We start from the raw sequence: 25363 nt of genomic DNA, 5'->3' as shown, positions 1-25363 counted from the left end.
TCTGACAGGATTTAGTTAAAGACATTATTCGATTGTTTATGAATTAATCAACTAGTAGTGTAAAAGCGATTGATCCAACGAGGCGTTTTTTTATTTAATTTTTGAAAAAAGTGGTCAATAGTTTTTTGCTTCCCACGACCCAAAGAATGTCATTTTTTTCTAAAATCATATTGGATTCTGGATTAAGAATTCGTCTTCCGCTTCTTTCAATTCCTACAATTAAGGCATTCGTTTTTTCTCGTAATTGAGAATCACGGATCGTTGCACCAATAAATTCTTCGTCTTTAAGTTCAAGTTGTTTTAAGATGATGTCCGTCTCAGAAATTTCAGGTACTTCTATTTCATTTTGATGCAAATAGGATTTAAATTCCTTGACTTGGTTGTCTGTTCCAATAATACAAATTTCATCTCCTGGAAATAAACGTTCATTTTTATTGGGGATATTAATCATTATTTCTCCTCTTTTGATAAAGGCAATATTAATGCCTAATTCTTCCCGAATTCGCAATTCTTCTAATGTTTTTCCAGCAATATTAGACGTTGGAGCAATATCAAAAGTGGTCATGTGCCCATCCCAAGGGGTCAAATCGCTGCGGCTTCTGATAACTTTTTTATTTTCTCTGGCATTTAAATTTTTGAGAAAGTGGCCTTCAATTTTATGATATTGTGCATTTAATTTTTTTGGAAAGACAAAGTAGATCACAACAGCCGAAATCAGTGATATAAAAGCGAGTATTGGAGAGAAAAAGATATTCAATAAAAAGCCAATATAAAAAAGTGCTAAAAGCATCCGCATTAGAATCATCATTAAAATTGGTCCACGGTATTTGCGTTCCTCTCTTAGGATGGCTACTTCTTTAACAGCGACACGACGCAAGGAAAGCGCCCATAAAAAGGGAGAAATGATCACTAAAGTAATTAGTGCGCCAAATATGTTTGCAAAAGGGGATCCTTCTACTAATGGCAAAATGAATTTAGAGGACAGCAACGTAACCGCAACAATAATTACGGAATGAATCACTACTTGGGTCAAAAAAGCTCGGACTACTATTTGCCAATTGCTCACTAATTTAATCGATTGGGCATTAGCACTATATCGTTCAATTTTCTTGATCCATTTTCGCGGTAATTTTTTTTCCAGATATTCGGAGAATGGAGTAGAGAATTTTACCATAAACGGTGTTGTAAAAGCAGTAACTGCTGAAACTGCCACGACAATTGGATAGAGAAAATCACTAGTTACATTCAATGTCATTCCAAGAGTAGCGATAATAAAGGAGAATTCCCCAATCTGCGATAAACTCATCCCAGTTTGCACCGATTGCTTTAAAGGTTGTCCAGCAAGTAGGGCCCCAATTGTTGAACTAATAGATTGACCTAGAAGCACTACCAATGTCAAAAGAGCCACGGGAAAGGCATAGTCATACAACGTTTCTGGATTGATTAACATCCCTACTGATACAAAAAAAACAGCTCCAAAAAGGTCTTTTACAGGTTTAACTAAATGCTCAATATGTTCTGCCTGAGTGGTTTCAGCAATGATGGATCCCATGATAAAAGCGCCTAAAGCAGGAGAAAACCCGACATTTGCAGCAAGAATAACCATCATCAAACATAAGGCAAGTGAGATGATTAATAACATCTCGTCCGTCAATATGTTTTTTGCTTTTTTAAGTAAAGTTGGGATAAAAAAGATTCCTCCTACGAACCATATTATTAAGAAAAAAATCAATTTAAAAACGGATAAAAGCAGTTCACTACCCGAAAACTGTTGACTTACAGCAATTGTAGAAAGTAAAACCATCATCAAAATAGCGACAATATCCTGCACAATCAGGGAGCCAACGACAATTCCCGCAAATTTTTGAGTTTTCACACCAAGTTCTTCAAAGGTTTTCAGAATTATAGTTGTAGAAGATATCGATAAAATGACTCCTAAAAAGAGACTATCCATGGGTTTCCATCCAATCCATTGTCCTACCAAATAACCGAGTGAAACCATCGTAACGATTTGTGTTACAGCAGTGATAGAAGCGGTTCCTCCTACTTTCATTAATTTTTTGAAACTAAATTCGAGTCCCAAACTAAATAGTAGAAATATTACTCCGATTTCTGCCCAAACTTCAACGCTTTTAATGTCTTTTACGGAAGGGAAAAAATCAAAGTGATTGCCAGCTAAAAATCCGGCAATTAAATAACCCAAAACAAGTGGCTGTTTTATTAATCTAAATAATAAAACGGCTACTGCTGCTGTCATCAAGATTAATCCTAAATCTCTAATTAGGGGCTGTAAGTGTTGCGATACGTTTGCTACTGTTTCCGCGGTATTCATCGGCGTTTACTTGTTTTTTTTGTTTTTTTGTGTATTGTGGTAAGATATAAAAAAACTTTAATTTTAAAAGTATAATTAATACTAAAAACATCTTTTTATGATTTTTTTAGCAACAAAAATCCCGTTGAAAAGAATTTATTGTTTCTTTTCAACGGGATTTTACAAAATCGAATAATTTTGTTAATCTATATTCCTAAGAAATTGCTAGGTGTGATTTGCATCAATTCGGCTTTAATTATATCCGAAACGTCTAAGGTTGCAATAAAACCATGAATTGCTTTTTTATCAATCGCTTCATTGGTTCTGGTCAATCCTTTCAATGCTTCATATGGATTAGGATATCCTTCACGACGTAAAATAGTCTGAATAGCCTCAGCAACTACTGCCCAATTTTTTTCTAAATCCTCGTGGAATTTCGGCTCGTTCAATAGCAGTTTGTTCAATCCTTTTAAAGTAGCTTCAAAAGCGATTAATGTATGTCCTATGGGAACGCCAATATTTCTCAAAACCGTACTATCCGTTAAATCACGTTGCAATCTTGATAATGGCAATTTAGCTGATAGATGTTCAAAAATTGCATTGGCAATTCCTAAATTTCCTTCTGAATTTTCAAAATCAATCGGATTTACTTTATGCGGCATAGCCGAAGAACCTATTTCTCCTGCTTTGATTTTTTGCTTAAAATATTCCATGGATACGTACGTCCAAATATCTCGATCTAAATCGATGATGATCGTATTTATTCTTTTCAAAGCATCAAAAAAGGCGGCAAAATGATCGTAATGTTCAATTTGAGTAGTAGGGAAAGAGTGGTGTAAACCTAGATTTTCTTCCACAAATTTACCTCCAAATTTTCTCCAGTCAATTTGTGGATACGCCACATGATGTGCATTGTAATTTCCGGTTGCACCACCAAATTTAGCCGCAAACGGAATATTAAATAACAAACGCATTTGCTCTTCTAAACGCTCTACAAAAACACCTATTTCTTTTCCTAAACGCGTTGGAGAAGCCGGTTGACCATGGGTACGGGCAAGCATTGGAATATCGCGCCATTCCACACTTAAATCTTTTAATTTAGAAGTTAAAGTAATCAAGGAAGGCATGTATACTTTCTCGAAAGCTTCTTTTGTAGATAATGGAATCGCGGTATTATTAATATCCTGAGAAGTCAATCCAAAGTGGATAAACTCTTTATACTGGGACAAACCTAGTTTTTCAAATGCATCTTTGATAAAGTATTCTACTGCTTTTACATCGTGGTTGGTTACTTTCTCTGTTTCTTTAATCCAAAGCGCATCTTCAGTCGAAAAGTTTTTATAAATGTCACGTAAACTTTCGAATAAGTTCGGGTTTATGTTTTTTAGTTGTGGCAAAGGCACTTCGCACAAAGCAATGAAATATTCAATTTCAACCAATACACGGTATTTGATTAAAGCCTCTTCTGAGAAAAAAGGAGCTAGAGAAATGGTCTTATTTCTATATCTACCGTCGATTGGAGATATAGCATTCAATTCGTTTAAAGTAGTCATTGTTTAGTTGTTTGTTCGAAAGCGACAAAAATAGTTATAAGTTATAAGTTATGGGGTATAAGTTTGGATTTTTATTGAAATTGTATTTGATTTTTTGCTCTTGCCATTGCCATTTTTTATTACAAGTTCTGGAGCAATTTTTCCCTTAAAAAAGCAACTCCTTTTGAGGCTACTTCTGGAATAACTTCCAATGGATTTCGGAGATTTGGGATTTTTATGGGTTTTGGATCAATATAAAAAATAGGCGTTTCACGAGCTGCGAAATCAATAAGTGCAGCCGCAGGATATACTTGCAATGAGGTTCCAATTACCGCAAAATAATCCGCACTCTGAGTGATTGTTATGGCCTGGTCAAGCGCTGGAACTTCCTCTCCAAACCAAACGATATGCGGCCGCAATTGATTATTATTTTCGTCTAAATCACCAAAATTCAAATCGTCGTGCCAATCCAGAATGTAATTTGGGTTTTTGGTACTTCTTACTTTCAATAATTCGCCGTGCAAATGCAACACATTCGAGCTTCCGGCGCGTTCATGTAAATCGTCTACATTTTGCGTAATAATGTACACCTCAAAATCTCTTTCTAGTTCAGCGAGAATCTGATGACCTAAATTTGGCTGCACTTCTCTAAGCTGTTTTCGTCTTTGATTGTAAAAATCAAGTACCAAACTCGGATTTTTACGCCAGCCTTCCGGAGTGGCAACATCCAAAACATTATGACCTTCCCAAAGTCCGTCGCTGTCTCGAAAAGTTTTGATACCACTTTCTGCACTAATTCCGGCTCCTGTCAAAACCACTAGTTTCTTTTTCATATTTTTTTATTTGGGCGTGACCACAAGGGTCGGGCTTTCGGCTTTATCTTTTTAGGGCCAAAAAAACCCCAAAAAAGGATACCGCCTCTATCCCTCACGCAAATTCCGTAAACAATCACGATTCCGTTACTGTTGAACACTATAAACCGAAGAGAAGTCAAAACTCAATTTGAAGTTATAAAACTACTCTTTTTTACTATTTTTGCAAAAAATAATTCCCAATGATTGATGTCGCTTACCTTACTTTTCTTGAAAACATTTTAACAGACAACCGAAAAGAAAAATTTATTAAAGTATTGGAAAACAGAACCAAGCATTTTACAATTGCTGTGGAGGATATTTTTCAAATGCACAATACAAGTGCGGTGATGCGCAGTTGTGAAATCTTCGGAATTCAGGAATTGAATGTAATTGAGCAACGCTATGGAAAAAGTATCGATAAAGAAATTGCCATGGGCGCTCAAAAATGGGTAGATATTAACACCTTCGATAGTATCACGAATTGTGTGGATACGCTTAAAAATAAAGGCTACCAAATTATTGCCACAACACCTCACGAGAATGATTGTTTGATGGAAGATTTTGATATATCGAAACCAAGTGCATTATTTTTTGGAACAGAACGAGACGGATTATCAGAAGAGATTTTGAAACGCGCTGATGGTTTTCTAAAAATTCCTATGGTTGGTTTTACAGAAAGTTTGAATATCTCGGTTTCTGCTGCAATCATTATTCAAAATTTGACAAACCGATTGCGTAATTCCGACATCAATTGGCATTTAACCGAAGATGAAATTTTAGAAAAACGTTTGGCTTGGGCCAAAAATTCTATAAAAGACATTAAAAGGATTGAAGAACGGTATTTCTTGGAAAATTAAAATTTGACTTCGCTAATTACTTTTATATCTTTTATGTTACTCGGATTCAATTCATAGCGATACACACCACCATTTCCTATGGCAAATAAGGTGTTGTCTCGCACTATTACATCAAAACAATTTTTGTCAATAGCATGAACCAAAATGGGTTCAGCAGGATTTTGAATGTTAAAGATTTTAATAACATCATCGCAAACCAATAAATAATCAGAGGTGTAAAAGCCAATTCCCTTGGGTTGCGTTAAAGTTCTGCTATGAATTAATTTGGGATTGCTTAGATCCTTAGTATCATAAACCTGTAACACGTTTGTATTATTGCCGCAAGTTGTGTTTGAATTCAAGGTTACATAGGAATGCGTACTATTAGCAATCACAGGATCACAAGCTGTAAAATGTTGCACACTCGACAATTTCGTTGGGTTTTCAGGATTGCTGATCGAATAGATAAACATCCCGTTTCTGGATCCAATAAAAAGATTATCTCCGTATGAAAATAGGGTTTCTATGTCAAAACCAATTGAAATCTCATTGACTTTTACCGGCTTTTCGGAATCAATTAATGAGAATACATTCAACTTCATCTGGTCAACACCGTAGAGATAGTTCCCTTTTATGGCAAAAACAGCAAGTGAGCCACCTTGCCCTATGTCGCTATTTTGCGCGCTATCACTGTCCGAGCAACCTATACTAAATACGAGTAATAGGAGGGATATAATTTTTTTCATTTGTTACTTGATTAAAGTCCAATCGATTATTATTTCATTTTCTTTGGTATAGCCATATAAGCCGTTTGGAGCTTGCTTTTGCGGGAACACATTTTTATTTCTGTTGGTGACCGTAAAAATTTTTGTAGTAGGATTGAATGTGGCAGTAACTAAATCCACTGCTTGATTGATGTAAACCGTATTTCCTTTGATGGCTAAATCAGTTGCCCCTGGCGCCTTAATATAATGGAGACGGACAGGTTTAGTAGGATCCGCATAGTCATAAACATGAAATCCTTTATTCACATCATTGATAAACATCAAATCGTCCTTGATGTAGATTTTCCCCGATTTAATAATGGGCTGCGCATTTTGAAAAGCAATGGAACTTTCAAGCGTACTTCGGGAAATAATCACCGGTTTGTATTCTTGACGAGCAAATTCACCGTTATCCGTTGTTGGCCAGCAGGAAATGAATAGAAATGAAACCAGCAGGAGAAGTACTATTTTTTTCATTGCGAAATTTTTTTATAAAGATAGCAAAAAAGGGATTTGGTTGCGTTATGACACCGTTATTGTTTGTGTTGGATGTGCGATGCGACATTAGCTATCGAATTTTAACGGTGTACTTTGTCATTGCGAGGAACGAAACAATCATATTTAGTTTTTTTTTAATTGAGTTCTTATCGTTGTGGGCACGGATTGTAAATCCGCGCTATCTGGGTTTTAACGGTATACTTTGTCATTGCGAGGAACGAAACAATCATATTTATTGTTTTCTTTTGATTGAGTTCTTATCGTTGTGCGCACGGATTGTAAATACGCCTATCTGGTTTCATTGTTCGTGCTGCGCACGCAACGAATCCCTAGCTGTTAGCTGCCGTTTTTTTAATTTATTTACTTTTTACAAATCCATCTTCCGATTTGTCAGGACACTTTTCTTCTTCTTCTGGATTATTTTTATGAATTAAAGTATTCTTCTTAAAATAAAAAATATCATTATCAAAAAACTCATAAAATTCATTTTTGGAAGGTTGGCAATTCATTTGAGTTTGTCGTAATTCTTTAAAAAAGCATTGTCCATATTGTATTATAATATAACATCCGTCAACTTCTGTTGCATTTTTAGAAGTCAAAGCAATCGAATCTCCAACAATTTTATAATGCCCACTTGAAAACGTCTTATTTCCATTTCCAGCACTTTCGTATGAAAAAGTATTTTCCTTATTAATTTTCAGTTTTGCGTAACCCCCTTCAGTGTGAGTTCCATTCCAAGTTCCAATAAATTTATTAGAATTTATTTTTCTTTGACATGACTGTATTAAAATTAAACTGAACATTAATGTATAAAAGTAGTTTCTCATAGTATCGTGATTAAATGGCAGCTAACGTCAGTATGTGAAAAAACCTCCGTTGTATTTATGCCCAAATATAACAAAAAACTTGTATAAAAAGAAGATTTTTCGTATTTTTAAGAATACAACACATCATAGGTATTTCCCGTCAGCAAATGCGTTTTTCAAGTTTAGAAGATACTATAAGTGCAACCATCGATAGCGCGGATTTGCAATCCGTGCCCACATCGTAAATCAACAATCTAAAACACCCGAGGCTTTAGCCGAACTGACGAAGTAACCCATCGATAGCGCGGATTTGCAATCCGTGCCCACATCGTAAATCAACAGTCTAAAACACCCGAGGCTTTAGCCGAACTGACGAAGTAAATCCAACATTACAATATTCAAATCATTTTCTAAGCCTGTATCATTTCTTACATGATAGCGCAGATTGTAACCCATCGATAGCGCGGATTTGCAATCCGTGCCCACATCGTAAATCAACAGTCTAAAACACCCGAGGCTTTAGCCGAACTGACGAAATAAATCCAACATTACAATATCCAAATCATTTTCTAAGCCTGCATAATTTCTTGCAGAACTAAAATAATAATCCTCTGGCAAGGTAACTACTTTATCTTTAACAGGATTATTGTGTATATAATCAATCTTTTGTTTTATAAACCAATTGGTTTCTATTATTTTAGCGTGATATCCGTCCTGCCATACTTTATAACTTTGATCTCTTTTAAGATGCTCACATGCTTTTTTAAAATAATCCAATAGCCATTCTCTGCGACTCTCTGGTTCTTCCATTATAGTTTGAATAATTTTCTTAGAAGTATATTTTTTAAAATCACGCATGACCTCTGATAAAATAAAACCATTTGTGGCTTTGCACATCAAATGTATATGACTGTGCATAATACAATAGGCATAAATTTCAAGTCCTTTTTTCTCCTGACAATATTGCAAAGCATTAACGATATTGTACTTTTGGTTGAGTCGTGTAAAAATATCAATCCAACCTACAGTTGTTATGGTTATAAAATATGCTTGGTCTGTAGTTGTTGCTTTATATTTTGTTGACATCTTTTTTTATTTAAAAATACATAAAAAGCTACAAATAAAACAATCACATAGTTTTATTTAGTCCTTTTCTTTTAGGTGTGCTTTGTGGGCGCGGATAGCAAATCCGCTATCGAATTTTAACGGTGTACTTTGTCATTGCGAGGAACGAAACAATCATATTTAGTTTTTTTTTGATTGAGTTCTTATCGTTGTGGGCACGGATTGTAAATACGCGCTATCTGGTTGTTGTGCTTAGTTATTTATCCATTTACATACTTTTTCAATCAATTCAAGTCTTTTGTCTGAAAATGAATGGTCTGTCTTTATCAAAATATATTCGGTATTATCTAGTTCTTCTATCCAAACCTTATTCCTCTCATTTTCGTCTATAATTAAAAGTTGCTTATTTGCTAGTTGCTTTTTATGACTAAGAATATCGTATTCATCTTTGTTTTGAATTAAATCTTCAATAAAGTTCTGAGAGTCTATATTTAGCATAAAATATGAATTCAGCATTTTTTTGAATTCTTCGATTTGTGCATTATTATCCTTTGGTCCATAACCAACATTCCAAGGTGAATATACAGCAATTTTATGAACCCTTGAGTCTTTTGCTCCACTAATTAGGGCAATTCCTCCACCCATACTATGTCCAAAAAGTATAAATGATTTTGATTCAATTCTAAATTTTTCGGAATTTTCACTTGTTGAGAAAAAATCCATAACTTGTTTTATGTCTTCTAAACAATTCGAATACAAAAATTCTCCCTGACTTCCCCAAGCTCCTCGATAGTTAAAATAGATTACATTTCTTCCATTTCTTCTTAATTCTTGAGCCAAATCAAGATTTCTTTCATTTCCTGGAAGCCCGTGAAGAAGAATAACAGTTTCTTTTTTCTCTTTTCCAGCTGCGAACATTCCGAAAGCTGCAATCGAATCATTTCCGATTCTTATTGTAATTTCTTCGCTTGTCGCTGGATAATTATTATCGCTATTTTGAGCAGTTAAGTTGTAGCCAAATAGAAGTAAAATAATTAAAGTTGATATTGATTGGTTTTTCATTTAGTTCGGTTTTTTTAATTAAGCACAACGTTTGGTTGTTTGGCATTGTGGCGGATTAAGGTAGCCTAACTTTCGGCTAATGACTGAACTTTCAGGCACAAAACCAACTTTAAATTAAGCCTAAACCCGCCATATTGCCACACGGCGGTTAGCGGATAGCCGTTATTCCACTTTCTTTATTTTAATTGAATCATAACTATTCGAATTTGAACCTATCAATCCATAAACAGTTTCGCCTTGTTTGATTGTTTTTCCATTAAGATCATATTGCATTAATTCATTTTTAAAATTCTTATTTGCTGAACTTGCTGCAATCATATTACCAGCAGCTAATCCTGGGCCTGCTATCAATCCAATTGGAAATGTGTTTGCAGGTTTAGTTTCAGTATAAAATCCATTCGAGGTTGTTGTAGTTCCTGATTGTAATTGAACTGGAGCTAAAAGTAAGTACCATAAATAGGAAGCTGGACTTTGTTTGATAGTTTTAAATAATTTTTCAGTTTCAATTAAACTAACTTCATTACCGTTTGCATAAGAAAGTTTAAAATCTCTACCCCAAACTATTTCTTTTTCGGTATTGTTTGTAATCTTAACTGCAATTAGTTTGATGTTATTTTTAGTTTCTTTCTTTTTATATTTTTTTCCTAACAAATCATATTTGTATTCTAGTAAAATATTGTTTTCAATACTTTTTGAAGCGTAATTTATTGTTTCAGGATTTATTTTTTTATACCCGGAAGCGCAACTATTCAAAAGCATTGCAGAAACTAAAAGCGAACTAATTTTAATCATGTTTTTCATTATGTAATTTATTTTAAGGTTTACTATTTATACTTGGTTTTCACGGTTTTCGTTAACGGTTTACAACTTGTTAGAGAAGCGGGGAAGTTTCTTTTTTAAAAATAATTCTATACAAGTTAGTCGCGATGCAAACGCTATGATTTGTTTTTTATAATTTAAGTTGGCACTCGTTGCAAACGAGCGCCAGGGGAGAATTAATATCAACTTGAAATGGCATTTTATGAAATCCATAAAGTTTACTGACAAAGTACTTATTGTCTTTAGTAATAATACAATTGTTTGTTTTTGATTGGTTTCCGTACTCTATTTTGTTTTCTCTATAAATGGCAAGACACAAGTTGCTATTAGGAAAAGTGGTGTAATTCAAGATATTGTTATCTTTCTTTTTAAAATACAGAAAATAGTGCACATATCTTTTCAATAATTCATTTTTAGGTTTTATGATTATAGATTTCATTTTTTGCTTTAGGTGATTGATTTTTAACGATTTTTATAAAATGGCTTATAACGGCAGTCTGTGAAAAAAATTTCGCTAAACTCTCCTCTTGTTTTTATATAGGTTTGTTTGTAATTACTTGATTTTCTAGGATGGTACTTGAGGTAAGCAAAAGCAAAATCGCTTGTTATCATTAATTTATGTCTTCACCATCAACAATGACATACTTATTCATATTTTATACTCGCATATCCGACCCAGTGTTTTTGAGTTGCTATAGCTGTAGTTCCCATTCCTAAATCTTCTACTTTTATAAGATCATGATCTACACTTGATGCGTAATCTAAAAAAGTCCCTGTCAAAGGTTTGTTATACACTGCCTGATTTAATTTATTTGCAAAACTCACTCCAAAAGGCACAGCATAACGACCACACCAAACCCATTTATATTCCTTGTAATCATTCTTTTGCACGGTGTATTCTGTAAATATTTTTATTTTTTCAGGACTAATTTCGTTTACTAAACACTTTTCAATAATCTCCATATCTAAAGCTCTGGCTTTTTTAGTGCCTTCAGCATCAACTCCAAAAGGTGCTAAATCGCCACTCCACTCTTCATTTCCATAATGTACAGCATCGTTAGAAATGACAACTGCGACATCTTTTCCGTATTTAAGATGCTGTTCTTTTAAAATTTTTGATATAACATCAGAAAGAGCAGAACTAATACTATCAATCGTTTCATAATTTATATAAGGCACCAATATTGGGATTATTTGTAAGTTCTTGTTTTTGCGATGTAAAAAAGGTACTATAGCTTCTAATGAATGCTCTAACTCTTGCATATCGTTATGAATTAGATAGGAAGATTTTGGCAGTCGCGCCATAATTTCAGAATTTAAATCAGACATTTTTAAATCACCATAAGGCGATTTCCAATGTGTGAAATCTCCAAAAATGATTTTGTCTTGAAGATTAAAGTTTCGAGCGCGATGAGCAACACCAATCAAAATAATCGTGTTGGCATTAATTCCTTTAAGCGATTCGTAATACAAACGTCCCGCGTATTTATAATCGTCATGCGGAGTTATAGCTGCTTTCCACTGCATATTATTTTTAGAATCCCTAATACCTAAACGGTTATAAATAGAATCTAATTGCCAATTGTATTTTGTAAAACCAATCGTATCATGCACAGGCCTAACTCTCTTTTCTAGTTCTAGGTCTGGTACTGCATTTTTTACATTTTTTTCAATTTTACAACTGAAACAACACATACAGATAAAAATAAGTAGTAGTCGCATATAAAATTTTATTTCAAGCAATTTACGCTAAAAAATACTTTCTGGTAGCGGTCGCGATTTTTAGATCTATTTTTGTTTGCAGGTGCTGCTGTTTGGTTTAAGATGTGAGAAATGGTAAATTGTTTCTTTCTCATAAATTGCTAAAATTTTATGGTATTGTTGCTTACTGTTGTGGGCACGGATTGCAAATCCGCGTTCTCTAAGTACTTCAGCCGCCATATTGCCAAATTGATGTTATCGGTTTGGGCTTTTAGTAAAACTATTCCCAAGTCTCGTTGTCAAACTCAAAACAATTGGTCTGATTATTCTGTAAACTACCAGACCAATAACTGCTACTATTAGTATAAATCCTGTTGGAATTACTGCTCCAAAGGTGTAAGTCATACCAAGAATAAAACCTAAGATAATTTCTGAGTAATATACTGGGATAATAAAGCTGAGTATAATTATTACATAAAGAACATTGTCTAAAAACGGTTTATACTCATTGGTGAAAGAAGTTGAAAGCAAAATTCCAAACACTAACCCTGTTATAAAAAGCCAAAAAACGGTGCTAACAGCATTATTCGTCTGTTTTGTCTGTGAAATATTTTTATCAAGTCTCTTTTCAATCCTACTCAAAAGAAACCAAGTAAGAATAGGCAATAGTATACCACTCCACCAATTTGAGATTGAAGGAAGGTCTTGTTGGTGTAGCAAATGATGACTAGTGACACCACCATGAAAATGCTCCCAAAAAAGGAAGCTGAAAATTAAAAATGTCACAACACCTACAATAGGGGCTTTTATCTTTGTCAAATTTTGTCTTTGCATGTATTTTGATTTGCTGTTCTTATTTTTATTGCATGTCAGCCTGAAAGTTATCGTTTAGACGCTTTGAGTTGTCTAGTAATCCGTAACCTTTCAGTTTTCGCCTTAACGAAAACGTGGTGCGAAACGGTAATTCCACTAAATTCTAGCTAGCTCAAAATGGCGGGTAGCGGTAGTTTTTATCCTGAAATATATTCTAATAATTCTGCATCTACAGCACTTTTCATAATTCTTGCTCTATATGGTCCAACATTATATATTTGTTCTATAAGTTCAGCTTCAGTTTTATTATGTAAATCAGAAATTGTATTTATTCCGACTTCACTTAATTTGCTTTTTTGCCAATTTGTTAATAATTGAAGGACGGAAATAGGCTTTAAAAGTATATATGATATTGACCGTTGGAAAGTTGCTTCATCATCTTTGATGACTTCAACTAAGTCTACAATTGAAGAATATGCGGGACTATTTTTTCCAAATTCAGGAAATTTTGTAATTGTCAAATTATTAAAAAAATCTTTAGAAATATTTAGAGGTTTAGCGTCTAAACTTAAAATACATCCATATTTGACTTCATATCTGTCTCCTAATTCTGCTTTTGTAGCTCTTATTCCTGAATCTACTTTTCTAATGATTCCAGTATATGTTAAAAACCGGAGAGATTCTTTTACAGTTTCAGGGGAATCTTTATGAATCCAAAAATAAATTGTGGATTCATTTTTATTGTTAGTAATCCTTGTTTCGTTATACTTTACTATAGCAGGTATAACATTTTTTTCAAGAAAATCTCTTCCCCAATCAATTAGAACTTTATGTCCAAAATATTTATCTCCTAAATCAGTATGTTCAGACCAAATTTTAGTTCGATAAAAATCTTTTATAGTTTGTTCTAAATTTTTCGAATTAAAAGTTTGGATATCTCGTAAAGTATTAAGCAAAAATCTTGGATTTCCTCCACTTGATAATGCCAATGTGATAAAACTAGATTCTTGAGTTTCAATAAGCTTTTTTAAAGAGTCATCCGATTGTTTGAAAACAATATCTCTAAAATATTGATTATAATTTGAATCTCTTATATCTCTTTCCAATTTTAGATAAATACAATCGTGTAATGGTTCAAACGAATTTCCAAAATATGTTACTCCTGGATAGATAGCTGCATTACATGTAATATACGGAGATCTTAAATCTTTAAATAAACTAAAAAATTGTCTCTGTTGTTCTGGTCTAAATACATGAGCAGCTTCGTCGAATAGAAAATAAATACGTTCTAAATCATTCTCCTTGCATATAATTTCAATAGCTTCTTTTACATCTTCAATATCTGGTAATGAATCAATACTAATTGACGATCTTCCTTTATATGAATTCTCGTAAACTTTAATAATGTCCTTAAGATTATTTGATATATCTTCTTCTTTTTCGTTTTCATCATTACTTAGTAAGCTCGCTGAATTTGAATTAATACTAATTCCTTTTTTTCTCAAAGTGTTAAGCAATGATTTTAATGTTTTTGCTAACATCCAATGATAGAATTGTAAAGGATCTTCTGTAGTTACTAATGAGCTAATATTGAAAGACATATAAACACACATAGATTTAGGATGATTTTCATCAACCTCAATTTCTGTTAGTTTCAATAAAAAAGATTTTCCTGTCCCTCGAGAACCTTCAAGTAAACATGGATCAGGAAGTAATAAATTTTTAATTATTTCTTTATCTTGATTACTTACTACTGATAAATTCTTGATGTCTTCTGTTTTTATGCTTTCTGTTCTTAAATAAAATGTTGACATAATTTGTTATTTTGGACCGCCTAAATATATTCTAATTGTTTCTATATGTGAAAGTTCTGTTCTAATAAAATCGACATTATCAAGATCTAAATTCTTTAAATATCTAATAGATAATGTAAAAAGTATAATTTCAGAAACTTCATTAAATGATTTGAAAAAATTACTTGCTAAGTCTTTATGATATGTAAGTTGCAAACCATCCTTATTCCATGTTTCATTATTACCATGTACAAATTCTGATAAAATTCTATATATTGCACTTGCTCTTTTGTTAAATACAGCTGTATTTTCAACTAAATCAGAATTAAAAACATTACAGAATCTTATGGAAAGAACTCCGTTTTCATCATCTATAATTTTATGCCATTTAACATCTTGTTTTCCAATTTGCCACTCTAAATATTCCAATTTGTTGGCCGAAAATTGAATAGAACCTAATGCAAGTTCAAAACCTAATCTTAAGCAAGAGTTAGCCTGTCTGTAAAGTCCCATTGTTAAGCAATACAAACTTGTTTCAAATTGTGAAATAGCATTTTTTAATGCACAAGGTTCTTCATTTACACGAATAATTTCTTCAGTAAAATCATATATACATCCACATAAATAATGAGATTTGGATAATTCTTTATTAAAATCAGACAATGTTAATTCAAATATTTCTTGAGATTGACGAGATAATTTTTCGTAATATTTATTTATATCCATATTTTTTAGTACTTGTTTTTGCGTTAGATTCTTGACCCTGAGTTAAAATTGAAACCAACTTGTATATAGGTATCACTTAATAATACTAATCACCCCAAAATGGGATAGATAGATCTGACAAACATCACATTATATTTATTTTCAAATATAACCCGTTGGGTGTAATTAAATGATTTGATTTTTGATATTATTTATTGGTCTATCAAAGATAAATTTATTGATATATTGAACCAATGTTAATGCTGTTATTTTTGCTAAAATTCTTGTTTTAAAACCTTCAAAAGTTTTAGCATAATTATTTCTAATTCTGAACTGGTCACATAATTGCGAAAATAATGTTTCGATTCTTTTCCTTGACTTTCGAAAAATATAAGGTTGTGGTTTATAGTCTTTTTGATTTTTCCTTTTTGGCGTTTCTAATTTGATATTTACTGTTTGAAATAAATCTAATTGAATGCTTTGAGATAAATAACCTCTATCTCCAAGCAACACACAATCAGACATTTGTTGTTTTATATTTTTTAAAAAATGAACATCATGAACTTCTGCTTTTGTAATATCTACGGAATGAAAAATCCCATTGATGGAGCAAACTCCATGTAATTTATATCCGTAAAACCAGTTGTTTTGAGAAGCACAAAACCCTTTTGAAGGAGCTGTTTCGAACTCATTTTTACAGATTTTAATTCTCCTATGACGAGCAAATTTGCAAATCTCCAACGGCATACTATCGACTATATAATAATCTTCAAATTCTAAAAACCGTGAGGCTAATTTTGTTCTTACTTCTTCTGAAAATAAAAACAATTTTCGTCTTCTTTTATTGAATTGACTTCGCTCGAATAAATTAGGAATTTGTTGCTTATCAATCTCTTTAAATAAAGAATTCTCACTATCGATAGACATAAATTCAGCTGTCAAACTCAATGCAACTACTTCTAAATCAGACATTTTTTGTTTTCTACCAACATCTGATTTATATTCTAATTCGCAATTCAAAGAACTTATAACTTCTAAAACTCTAAAATAATTTTTTACTATATTTGACATAGATATTGGTTGTTTAGCGACTCCAAGATACTGAATTTCAGTATCTTGACCAATATCTAATCAGTTTATTTTACTTTAAATAATTACACCCAACGGGTTCAAATATATAAATTAATCGCTGAAAATACTTATAAAATAAAACAGTAATTCATTTATCTCAAAGGTATATTCTTTCCTTACAGGATCATTACGGGAAACCGTAAACAGAGTTATTTACAGCAAAACCCCTAGCCCTGACCGCAGCGAAAAATGCATGCCGGTTGCCAACCACTTTTTCTGGTGGTGGCAGAGCGACCAAAGGAAGCTCCTGCCAGCGCCTAGAAAAAGGGTGGGCGACCAAATGCTTTTTAGCGAAGGGCGGGAGTGGCTCCTAAAAAAATAAGATATAAAAAAAACTCCACTACTTGCGTAGTGGAGTTTGGATTGTCCTGAAATAAAAAGGGCTTAGTTCACCAATACCCATTGTCCTGAAGCGATTAGGCTTTCGGCTTTTTTGTATTTCATTTCTTGTACTTGTCCGTTAGCCACGTTTTGAATGGTCACGGTATCGTTGCGATTGATTTTTGGCATATCTCTCACGATAGTTTCAGTAACTTGACGTTGTTGGGTTTCGCCAGCTTCACGATTTGCAGCTTCGCTACTTACAATTTCATCTTTACTCAATTCGTAGTCTTCTCTAGGAGTAACGTCAACGGCTTCTTGAATTTGTTGGTTTTCTTGAGCAGGTAAATCTCCTTTAAACAAGAATGAAATTACTTCTTTATTCACGTTTTCAATCATAGCTCTAAACAAATTGAAGGCTTCCAATTTGTAAATAAGCAAAGGATCTTTTTGTTCGTGAACGGCTAATTGAACGGATTGTTTCAATTCATCCATTTTACGCAAGTGTTTTTTCCAAGCTTCATCAACAATAGCTAAAGTGATGTTTTTCTCGAAATCAGCAACCAGTTGTGCTCCTTCAGACTCATATGCGGCTTTCAAATCCGTAACTACATTTAACGATTTTATTCCATCTGTAAACGGAACTACAATGCGCTCAAATTGATTGTTTTTATCTTCGTATACACTTTTTATAATTGGAAAAGCTTCTCTGGCACTTCGCTCCGTTTTTTCGGTGTAATATTCTAATGTTGCTTTGTATACTTTTCCGGTCAATTCCATTTCGCTCAACTTTGTGAACTCACTTTCGGTAACTGGTGAAGTAATAGAGAAATAACGAATCAATTCAAATTCGTAGTTTTTGAAATTATTGGTTGCTTTGTTTTGATCAATAATTAACTCGCAAGTATCATAAAGCATGTTGGCAATATCTAATTTCAAGCGCTCTCCAAACAAGGCATGGCGACGACGTTTGTAAACTACCTCACGTTGTGCGTTCATGACATCGTCATATTCTAACAAACGCTTACGAACACCAAAATTGTTTTCTTCTACTTTTTTCTGCGCACGCTCAATCGATTTGGTCATCATCGAGTGTTGAATCACTTCTCCTTCTTGCAAGCCCATTCTATCCATTACTTTAGCGACTCTTTCAGAACCAAATAGACGCATTAGGTTGTCTTCTAGAGAAACGTAAAATTGAGAACTTCCTGGATCACCTTGACGTCCTGCACGACCACGCAACTGACGGTCAACACGACGGGAGTCATGACGTTCCGTGCCCACAATTGCTAATCCACCTGCTGCTTTTACTTCAGCAGATAATTTAATATCGGTACCACGACCAGCCATGTTGGTAGCAATAGTTACCACACCTGGTTTTCCTGCTTCTTCTACAATTTGAGCTTCTTGTTTGTGCATTTTTGCATTCAATACATTGTGCGCAACACCTCTCATTTTTAACATTCGACTCAGTAATTCCGAGATTTCTACAGAGGTTGTTCCAATAAGTACTGGTCTTCCTGCTTTAGATAATTCCGTAACATCTTCAATAACGGCATTGAATTTTTCACGAGTGGTTTTATAAATAAAATCCTCTTTGTCTAACCTTGCCATTGCTCTGTTCGTAGGAATTTCTACCACGTCTAGCTTATAGATTTGCCACAATTCACCAGCTTCTGTTACTGCAGTTCCAGTCATTCCGCCTAGTTTGTTGTACATTCTAAAGTAATTTTGTAATGTAACCGTTGCGAACGTTTGAGTAGCCGCTTCAATTTTTACATTTTCTTTAGCTTCAATCGCTTGGTGCAATCCGTCAGAATAACGACGCCCATCCATGATACGACCCGTTTGCTCATCTACAATCATGATTTTATTGTCCATGATTACATACTCTACATCTTTTTCGAATAAAGCATACGCTTTTAAAAGTTGTGTCAAGGTATGGATGCGCTCACTTTTTACACCAAAATCCTGAAACAATTTTTCTTTTTCTTCAGCTTCTGTGTCTTTGTCTAATTTTTTCTTTTCGATAGCTGCAATTTCAGTTCCAATATCTGGAAGAACGAAAAAATCAGAATCGGTATCTCCAGATAAGTATTGGATACCGTTATCTGATAATTCTACTTGATTGTTTTTTTCTTCAATAACAAAATACAAGGCTTCATCAATCTTGTGCATTTCTCTTTTGTTATCCTGCATGTATTGATTTTCAGTTTTTTGGAGCAATTGTCTAATTCCTTCCTCACTTAAAAACTTGATCAATGCTTTGTTTTTTGGTAATGCTCTATAAGCTCTTAACAATTGGAATCCACCTTCTTTAGTATTTCCCTCTTTGATTAATTTTTTAGCTTCAGATAAAAAACCGTTGGCCAGTTGGCGTTGTAGCGCAACTAGATTTTCGATTTTTGGTTTTAATTCATTGAATTCATGACGGTCACCTTGTGGAACTGGTCCTGAAATAATCAATGGTGTTCTAGCATCATCAATTAATACAGAATCGACCTCATCGACAATGGCATAGTTGTGTTTTCTTTGCACTAAATCATTTGGCGAATGCGCCATGTTGTCTCTTAAATAGTCAAAACCAAACTCATTATTGGTTCCGTAAGTAATATCAGCGTCGTATGCTTTTCTTCTTTCGTCAGAATTAGGTTGGTAATTGTCGATACATTCTACTGTCATACCATGAAATTCAAACAAAGGTGCTTTCCAAGTGCTATCTCTCTTTGCTAAATAATCATTCACGGTAACGAGATGAACTCCATTTCCAGTCAATGCATTTAAGTAAAGTGGTAAAGTGGCTACCAATGTTTTTCCCTCTCCTGTTTGCATTTCGGCTACTTTTCCTTCATGTAAAACCATTCCGCCAATTAATTGTACGTCATAGTGGATCATGTCCCAAGTAATTTCTTTCCCAGCTGCACTCCATGAATTAGCCCAGATAGCAGTATCTCCATCTAAAGTAATGTAACTTTTTGTAGCAGATAGTTCTCGGTCTTTTGGAGTAGCAATAACTACAATTTGTGAGTTGTCTTTGAAACGTCTTGCTGTTTCTTTGACCACAGCAAAAGCTTCAGGAAGAATTTCCATCAATGTTTTTTCTGATATATCGTATGCTTCTTTTTCCAGTGCATCAATAGCGATGTAAAGATCTTCTCTTTTATCTATATCAAGAATGCTTTCTACTTCCTGCTTAAGGGCAGTAATTTTGGCATCTTTTTCAGAACGATCTTCTTTTATTTTAGCTTTGAAAAATGCGGTACGCGCTCTAAGTTCATCATTTGTTAATGACATTAAAGGATTTTCAAAAGTTTTAATTTTATTAAGATAGGGTTGTAATGCTTTTACATCCTTTTGTGACTTATCGCCAACAAAGACTTTGATAATACTGTTTATGAAACTCATAATATATTTTATTTCTAATTGTGTAATTCTGTAAATTTAAACCAAAAAAAAGCCTCTTTTGAGACTTTTTAATTGGTTTACTTTTTAATATTCATCCTCATTCCAAAGATAATCTTCGTCCGTAGGATAATCTGGCCATATTTCTTCCATTGATTCATATATCTCGCCTTCATCCTCTATAGATTGAAGGTTTTCTACCACCTCTAATGGAGCTCCTGCTCTAATAGCGTAGTCAATAAGTTCGTCTTTGTTGGCAGGCCACGGGGCATCACTTAAATAGGAAGCTAATTCTAATGTCCAATACATCTGTTGTCGATTTAATTTTGTGCAAAAATAAATTTTTTACTGAAAAAAACAAGTAAAAAATGATTTATTTTTAGTTAAAGTTAAGAACGTTTTATTGATTGCTGATTCTTGATTTGAGATTAACGATTTTTGATTAAAAAAAATGATTTGTAACTGTTTTAAATAACTTGTAATTATTGAAGTAAATAAGGTTTTTATTTTTCAATAAATCTAAATTTAAAAATCGTTAATCTTCAATTTGAAATCTTATTTCCTAGGAATCCATTTCACCTCGTCAACGTTCAGGTCATGAGACAACTTCCGTGCCAACACAAAAAGGTAGTCAGAAAGTCGGTTTAGATACTTAATAGCGATCTCTGCAACGGGTTCATTATGGCTTAAATGGACTGCTAAACGCTCTGCTCTGCGACATACGCAACGTGCTATATGACAATATGACACAGTAGTATGTCCACCAGGAAGCACGAAATGAGTCATTGGCGGAAGGGCCTCTTCCATAGCATCTATTTCATTTTCCAATAATTCAATGTCAGATTCAATGATTCCTAATTTTTTCAAACGAAGTTCTCCGTTTTTCTTCACTTCTTTTTCAGGTGGCGTCGCAAGAATAGCTCCTACGGTAAACAAACGATCCTGAATTTCAATAAGAATTTCTTTATAATGCGCATTCATTTCCTGATCGCGAATTAAACCGATATGAGAATTCAACTCGTCAACCGTTCCATAACTTTCTATACGGGCATGGTCTTTTGGGACACGAGTTCCTCCAAAAAGGGCCGTTGTTCCTTTATCTCCCGTTTTTGTATATACTTTCATCTACTGGGTGTTTGATTTTTTTAAAAAAACAAATTTAGGCTATTAATTTTACTATTGATGCAACAAATCGTTCCAATGAATTTTCACTTAGATCGAAATACAGATCGGGTTCAATACATTCAACTTCCATGAGGTAAAGTTCTTGGTCTATTAAAATACCGTCTACGCGAGCATATAGTAAATCTTCTTTAAAGGTATTGACTACTTTTTGCGCTTTTTGAATCAAGTCTTGACTTGGATGCACCAAGGTATAAATTCCTCCAAAAAGAGATTGAACCCTAAAATCGCCTTCAACCGGTTTTTTATTCACTGCATGAGAGAATTTTTTGTTGAAAAAGATAAAGGAAGTTTCTCCTAATGTTTGAATCTGAGGCATGAATTCCTGCACCAGTAATTCTTTTTCTAAAGCAATCCTTTCGTATTGTTGGTCTATTTGTGTACTATTTGATACATCAAAAACTTCTGTTAGATACGAACCCGCAGAAAAAGCAGGTTTTATAACTGCCTTTTTCCAATGGGAAGGAATTCGTTTTGCAAGATCAAGATGGGCTGTTTTATCTATAAAAAGAGTTGGCAATATTGTGATTCCTTGTTGCTCCATTTCCCGTAAGTAAAACTTATGGATATTTTGCTTAATCACCTCGATTGGATTTAGTGTTTTGATTCCTAAATTTTCTATGTGGTCTAGCCAAATTTTAAACTCGGTTTCTTTCTCGAAATAATCCCAAGTATTGCGAAAAATTAAATAGTCGAAATCAGTCCAATTCACGGTTTTATCGCTCCAAATAACAGCGGAAGATTCTATATTGTGTTGGGCGAGTGCTGGAATTATTTTTTGGTCTTCGGGATTTAAATCGGGAAGTTTTTCGCAGGTTAATAGGGCGATTTTCATTTTTTAAAGTGATGTTTGGTAGTAATTAACGCAATTGTAATTCGGATTTCCTAGCCCGGATAATAGTGGAAATCCTTTTCAAAAAGCTTCCAGCCTTTTGAGGGCTGAAAGATTTTTGAAAAGATTGTAGCGGATTGCCGGAAAAAGCTCCTGAAAAAAAATTATTTGGTAGTGTCACTTTCTATGAGTCCATCGCGCAAACGAATGACGCGATTGGCATAAGCGGCGATTTCCTCCTCATGTGTTACTAAAATCACAGTATTTCCATTGGCGTGGATGTCTCCAAAAAGTTTCATGATTTCTAATGATGTTTTACTGTCTAAATTTCCAGTAGGTTCATCTGCAAGGATTATTGAAGGTTTGTTTACCAATGCTCTAGCGATGGCTACACGCTGACGTTGCCCTCCTGAAAGTTGGTTGGGTTGGTGATCCATTCGGTCAGACAGATTTACTTGATCCAATACTTCGGAGGCGCGCTTGTTTCTATCTGATTTAGAAAATCCAGCATAAATCATAGGTAAAGCCACGTTGTCTAATGCCGTTGTTCGTGGTAAAAGGTTGAAAGTCTGGAAAACAAATCCAATTTCTTTATTGCGAATTTCTGCTAATTCATCGTCTTTCATCTGGCTTACATCCTTTCCATTCAAAATATAAGTTCCGGAAGTTGGGGTGTCTAAGCATCCTAGTAAATTCATTAAGGTAGACTTTCCAGATCCTGAAGGTCCCATTAGTGCTACATATTCTCCTTTGTTGATCTCTAGATCAATGCCTTTAAGAACATAAACGATTTCATTTCCTAATACAAAATCTCTTTTGATGTTAGTTATTTTTATTAGCGGGTTTGCCATTAGAATGTATGATTTTTAACCTTTGACGGTGCGCGGGTTGCTATTAATTTAGATTTTAAAAGTACAAAAACTTTTGAATTACTAATAAGTAGTTATTTTTTAAATTTGTTACAGTCTGCAAGCACTGAAATTTAGACCCTGTATAATTTTGAATTTTTCAATAGTTTTTCATTTAATTTGATTTTTAAGTTTATTGATAAGCATAATCTGAATTTAAAGTTTTACACAATTCTAGTCTTGTTTTGTATAATTCACACTATTATCTTTTTTATTTCACAATTATATTGATTTTTTATATAATTTTTTGTTATTTATTGAATATAGAGCAATCTTATTTACATTTGTTTAGGAAATAATTAATCAAAACTTAAATTATGAAAAATACGAAATTAGCATTAGGATTAGCGGTAATCGCTATTGGATTTACATCTTGTAAAGATGAAAAAGCGGAGCAAGCAGAAAAAAAAGTGGATAGCTATGTAATGTACGTAGATTCATTAGGTAATGTTGCAGCAGCAGATGCTGAAGGAAACTGGGAAGGCATAGAAGCATCGTACCAATTAAGAGCAGGAGAAGCTGAAGCGGCAATTGCTAACATGAAAGATAATGCTGATGCGCAAGCACGTATTGATGCAAGTAGAGCAAAATATGAAGCGTTGAAAGCGAAGGTAGAAGCTCAACAAATGGCAGCACAAGCAGCTGCAGTAGCCACCGCACCTAACAGTAAGCAGCAAATGAGGAACGCCTTGTTTGGTGAAGGTAAAATGGGTGAGGATATGAATTTTAGTTGGGTAAATGCTGCAAACATTCATAATGTGTACCAACAATTTATTCATACCGTTGAAGATAACAAAGATGTATATTCTCGTGAAGACTGGGATGAAATCAAATTGATGTATGAAGCACTAGACAGCAGAAAAAATACTGTTGAAAAAGAAGGGCTTTCAGCTGAAGACAATAGAAAAATTTCTGGTTTGAAAGTGAAATTTGGCCCAATGTATACTTTGAATAGAATGGGAGCTAAATCAGGAGAAATGAAAAGAGCAAAAGAATAAGGAATAATTAATTCAAGTAAGAATGACAGTCAGCAATGGCTGTCATTTTTTTTTGGCTTAAACCCGAATCACAAAATGTTCTTTGGGCTGTTCTCTTCTAAAAAAGACATATCCCCACTGAAATGTATCAATGGTGACTGTGACTTGCGGGTGGCTTTTAATAATTTCCCAAGCTTGTTCCATTTCTTTCGACCAATGAATGTCATCGAATATCCAAACGGTTCCGTTGGTCACGGTTGAAAGTAATAATTTGAAATACTCCAGTGTTGCTTTTTTAGAGTGATTTCCGTCAAAGTAAATTAAGGAAAAGTGTTCCGTGTTTTGTATAGCGTGTTCAGTTGCAGTATTCATAGATGAATTCCGTTTCTCTAAATAAGAATTAAATGGTGTTACTATAGATTCTACATTGTTGTAATTGAATGTTTGTAATTGCAATTGAGCAATTTTTGCTGTTTCCGGGCAGCCCTCCAGCGTTGTTATTTTTGCTTTTAAATTCCCTAATGAAAGCGCAGCCGTCGCTAATCCTAACGAAGTTCCAATTTCTAAAATAGAGTCAGGCTGAAAATAATGGATGATTCTAAATAATAATTCGGCTCGCTTCGAAGAAATTCCTGCCGTTTTTGCAATCTTGGAAATTACTCTTGTATTGGATTTGAAAACTTTCGAACCCGCACCAAAATCAGTGACTACAATCGTATTATTGTTTGCTAGAAGCGAGTTTCTATACTTTCTTAAAACAGCGTATTCCGGTTTAGATTTTTTATCATAGAAACATTTCGTCAGTAAACAAAACACAAACGGAGAATGGACGGCATGCTCATTTTTGGAGTGCCAAAGAAATTGTAAATATGATTTTATTTGGAATAACATAAGGATAGTTCAAAGTAGGTGCGAAGATACAAAAAAGTCAGAAGGAGTGAGAAGTGAATGGTGAGAAGTCTAGTGCTTGAATAATTTCTATTCACCACTAACTATTCACTTTAAAACCTATCTTTGCGCCCTTGGAATTTGTACCATACTAATTACCCAT

Annotated in this window: 23 protein-coding genes; 2 read left to right on the top strand and 21 right to left on the bottom strand. The window is 33.8% G+C overall.

Annotated elements, in window-relative coordinates:
- Window positions 1-94: 94 nt before the first annotated feature.
- The 3 genes from BLS90_RS02505 to BLS90_RS02495 form a co-directional block, all read right to left on the bottom strand.
- Window positions 95-2332, bottom strand: a complete 2238-nt coding sequence (locus BLS90_RS02505) for a cation:proton antiporter domain-containing protein (protein WP_091254884.1) — start codon at window positions 2330-2332, stop codon at window positions 95-97.
- Window positions 2333-2517: 185 nt separating this feature from the next.
- Window positions 2518-3864 carry an adenylosuccinate lyase gene (gene purB, locus BLS90_RS02500; protein ID WP_091254881.1) on the bottom strand — a complete coding sequence of 449 codons (1347 nt, stop codon included), beginning with the start codon at window positions 3862-3864 and terminating at the stop codon, window positions 2518-2520.
- Between the two features lie 119 nt (window positions 3865-3983).
- Window positions 3984-4676, bottom strand: a complete 693-nt coding sequence (locus BLS90_RS02495; protein ID WP_091254878.1) for an SIR2 family NAD-dependent protein deacylase — start codon at window positions 4674-4676, stop codon at window positions 3984-3986.
- A 221-nt stretch (window positions 4677-4897) separates the two neighbouring features.
- Between BLS90_RS02495 and BLS90_RS02490 the strand changes: the two genes are divergently transcribed.
- The gene (locus BLS90_RS02490; RefSeq protein ID WP_091254875.1) at window positions 4898-5554 is read left to right on the top strand and encodes a TrmH family RNA methyltransferase; all 657 of its coding nucleotides are present in this window, start codon (window positions 4898-4900) and stop codon (window positions 5552-5554) included.
- Here the strand turns inward: BLS90_RS02490 and BLS90_RS02485 are convergent.
- From BLS90_RS02485 to BLS90_RS02405, 17 genes are all read right to left on the bottom strand, one after another.
- Window positions 5551-6279: an LVIVD repeat-containing protein gene (locus BLS90_RS02485; protein ID WP_091254871.1), complete on the bottom strand. Its 729-nt coding sequence runs from the start codon at window positions 6277-6279 to the stop codon at window positions 5551-5553. The two genes, BLS90_RS02490 and BLS90_RS02485, sit on opposite strands and share 4 nt — an antisense overlap.
- 3 nt (window positions 6280-6282) lie before the next feature.
- Complete coding sequence (locus tag BLS90_RS02480; protein WP_091254868.1) at window positions 6283-6774, bottom strand: hypothetical protein; 492 nt, start codon at window positions 6772-6774, stop codon at window positions 6283-6285.
- 377 nt (window positions 6775-7151) lie between these two features.
- Window positions 7152-7622 carry a hypothetical protein gene (locus tag BLS90_RS02475; protein WP_139171380.1) on the bottom strand — a complete coding sequence of 157 codons (471 nt, stop codon included), beginning with the start codon at window positions 7620-7622 and terminating at the stop codon, window positions 7152-7154.
- A 498-nt stretch (window positions 7623-8120) separates the two neighbouring features.
- The gene (locus tag BLS90_RS02470; protein ID WP_091254860.1) at window positions 8121-8687 is read right to left on the bottom strand and encodes an REP-associated tyrosine transposase; all 567 of its coding nucleotides are present in this window, start codon (window positions 8685-8687) and stop codon (window positions 8121-8123) included.
- A gap of 231 nt (window positions 8688-8918) precedes the next feature.
- Window positions 8919-9728, bottom strand: coding sequence for an alpha/beta hydrolase family protein (locus tag BLS90_RS02465; RefSeq protein WP_091254857.1), 810 nt, complete (start codon window positions 9726-9728; stop codon window positions 8919-8921).
- A gap of 162 nt (window positions 9729-9890) precedes the next feature.
- Window positions 9891-10529 carry a hypothetical protein gene (locus tag BLS90_RS02460; protein WP_245705033.1) on the bottom strand — a complete coding sequence of 213 codons (639 nt, stop codon included), beginning with the start codon at window positions 10527-10529 and terminating at the stop codon, window positions 9891-9893.
- A 148-nt stretch (window positions 10530-10677) separates the two neighbouring features.
- Window positions 10678-10986 carry a hypothetical protein gene (locus BLS90_RS16755; protein WP_091254853.1) on the bottom strand — a complete coding sequence of 103 codons (309 nt, stop codon included), beginning with the start codon at window positions 10984-10986 and terminating at the stop codon, window positions 10678-10680.
- A 206-nt stretch (window positions 10987-11192) separates the two neighbouring features.
- Complete coding sequence (gene amrB / locus BLS90_RS02450) at window positions 11193-12269, bottom strand: AmmeMemoRadiSam system protein B (RefSeq protein WP_091254850.1); 1077 nt, start codon at window positions 12267-12269, stop codon at window positions 11193-11195.
- A gap of 234 nt (window positions 12270-12503) precedes the next feature.
- Window positions 12504-13082: a hypothetical protein gene (locus BLS90_RS02445; protein ID WP_091254845.1), complete on the bottom strand. Its 579-nt coding sequence runs from the start codon at window positions 13080-13082 to the stop codon at window positions 12504-12506.
- A gap of 176 nt (window positions 13083-13258) precedes the next feature.
- Complete coding sequence (locus BLS90_RS02440; RefSeq protein WP_220083865.1) at window positions 13259-14875, bottom strand: hypothetical protein; 1617 nt, start codon at window positions 14873-14875, stop codon at window positions 13259-13261.
- 6 nt (window positions 14876-14881) lie between these two features.
- Window positions 14882-15580 (bottom strand): hypothetical protein, encoded by a 699-nt coding sequence (locus tag BLS90_RS02435; protein ID WP_091254842.1) that lies wholly within the window; start codon window positions 15578-15580, stop codon window positions 14882-14884.
- Between the two features lie 165 nt (window positions 15581-15745).
- A complete protein-coding gene (locus tag BLS90_RS02430) occupies window positions 15746-16630 on the bottom strand; it encodes an IS982 family transposase (protein WP_091254840.1) in 885 nt (294 codons plus the stop codon).
- Window positions 16631-17074: 444 nt separating this feature from the next.
- On the bottom strand, window positions 17075-20416 hold the full coding sequence (gene secA / locus BLS90_RS02425; protein ID WP_091254838.1) for a preprotein translocase subunit SecA: 3342 nt from the start codon (window positions 20414-20416) through the stop codon (window positions 17075-17077).
- A gap of 84 nt (window positions 20417-20500) precedes the next feature.
- On the bottom strand, window positions 20501-20722 hold the full coding sequence (locus tag BLS90_RS02420; protein ID WP_007138072.1) for a DUF2795 domain-containing protein: 222 nt from the start codon (window positions 20720-20722) through the stop codon (window positions 20501-20503).
- A gap of 246 nt (window positions 20723-20968) precedes the next feature.
- Window positions 20969-21538, bottom strand: coding sequence for a cob(I)yrinic acid a,c-diamide adenosyltransferase (locus tag BLS90_RS02415; RefSeq protein WP_091254836.1), 570 nt, complete (start codon window positions 21536-21538; stop codon window positions 20969-20971).
- A gap of 34 nt (window positions 21539-21572) precedes the next feature.
- Complete coding sequence (locus tag BLS90_RS02410) at window positions 21573-22430, bottom strand: ATP-grasp domain-containing protein (protein WP_091254834.1); 858 nt, start codon at window positions 22428-22430, stop codon at window positions 21573-21575.
- Between the two features lie 161 nt (window positions 22431-22591).
- Window positions 22592-23278 (bottom strand): ABC transporter ATP-binding protein, encoded by a 687-nt coding sequence (locus BLS90_RS02405; protein ID WP_073355646.1) that lies wholly within the window; start codon window positions 23276-23278, stop codon window positions 22592-22594.
- Between the two features lie 374 nt (window positions 23279-23652).
- On the opposite strand from BLS90_RS02405, the gene BLS90_RS02400 reads away from it, so the two are divergent.
- Entirely contained in the window at window positions 23653-24333 is a 681-nt protein-coding gene (locus BLS90_RS02400; protein ID WP_091254832.1) for a hypothetical protein, read from the top strand.
- 57 nt (window positions 24334-24390) lie between these two features.
- Here BLS90_RS02400 and BLS90_RS02395 read toward each other — a convergent pair whose 3' ends face one another.
- Window positions 24391-25203 (bottom strand): O-methyltransferase, encoded by an 813-nt coding sequence (locus BLS90_RS02395; protein WP_091254827.1) that lies wholly within the window; start codon window positions 25201-25203, stop codon window positions 24391-24393.
- Window positions 25204-25363 lie beyond the last annotated feature (160 nt).

The sequence above is a fragment of the Flavobacterium omnivorum genome, from assembly GCF_900099915.1.
Classification (GTDB): Bacteria; Bacteroidota; Bacteroidia; order Flavobacteriales; family Flavobacteriaceae; genus Flavobacterium; species Flavobacterium omnivorum.
The sequence above is the reverse complement of the archived record's forward strand: the minus strand, read 5'-3'. Positions and strand labels throughout refer to the sequence as shown.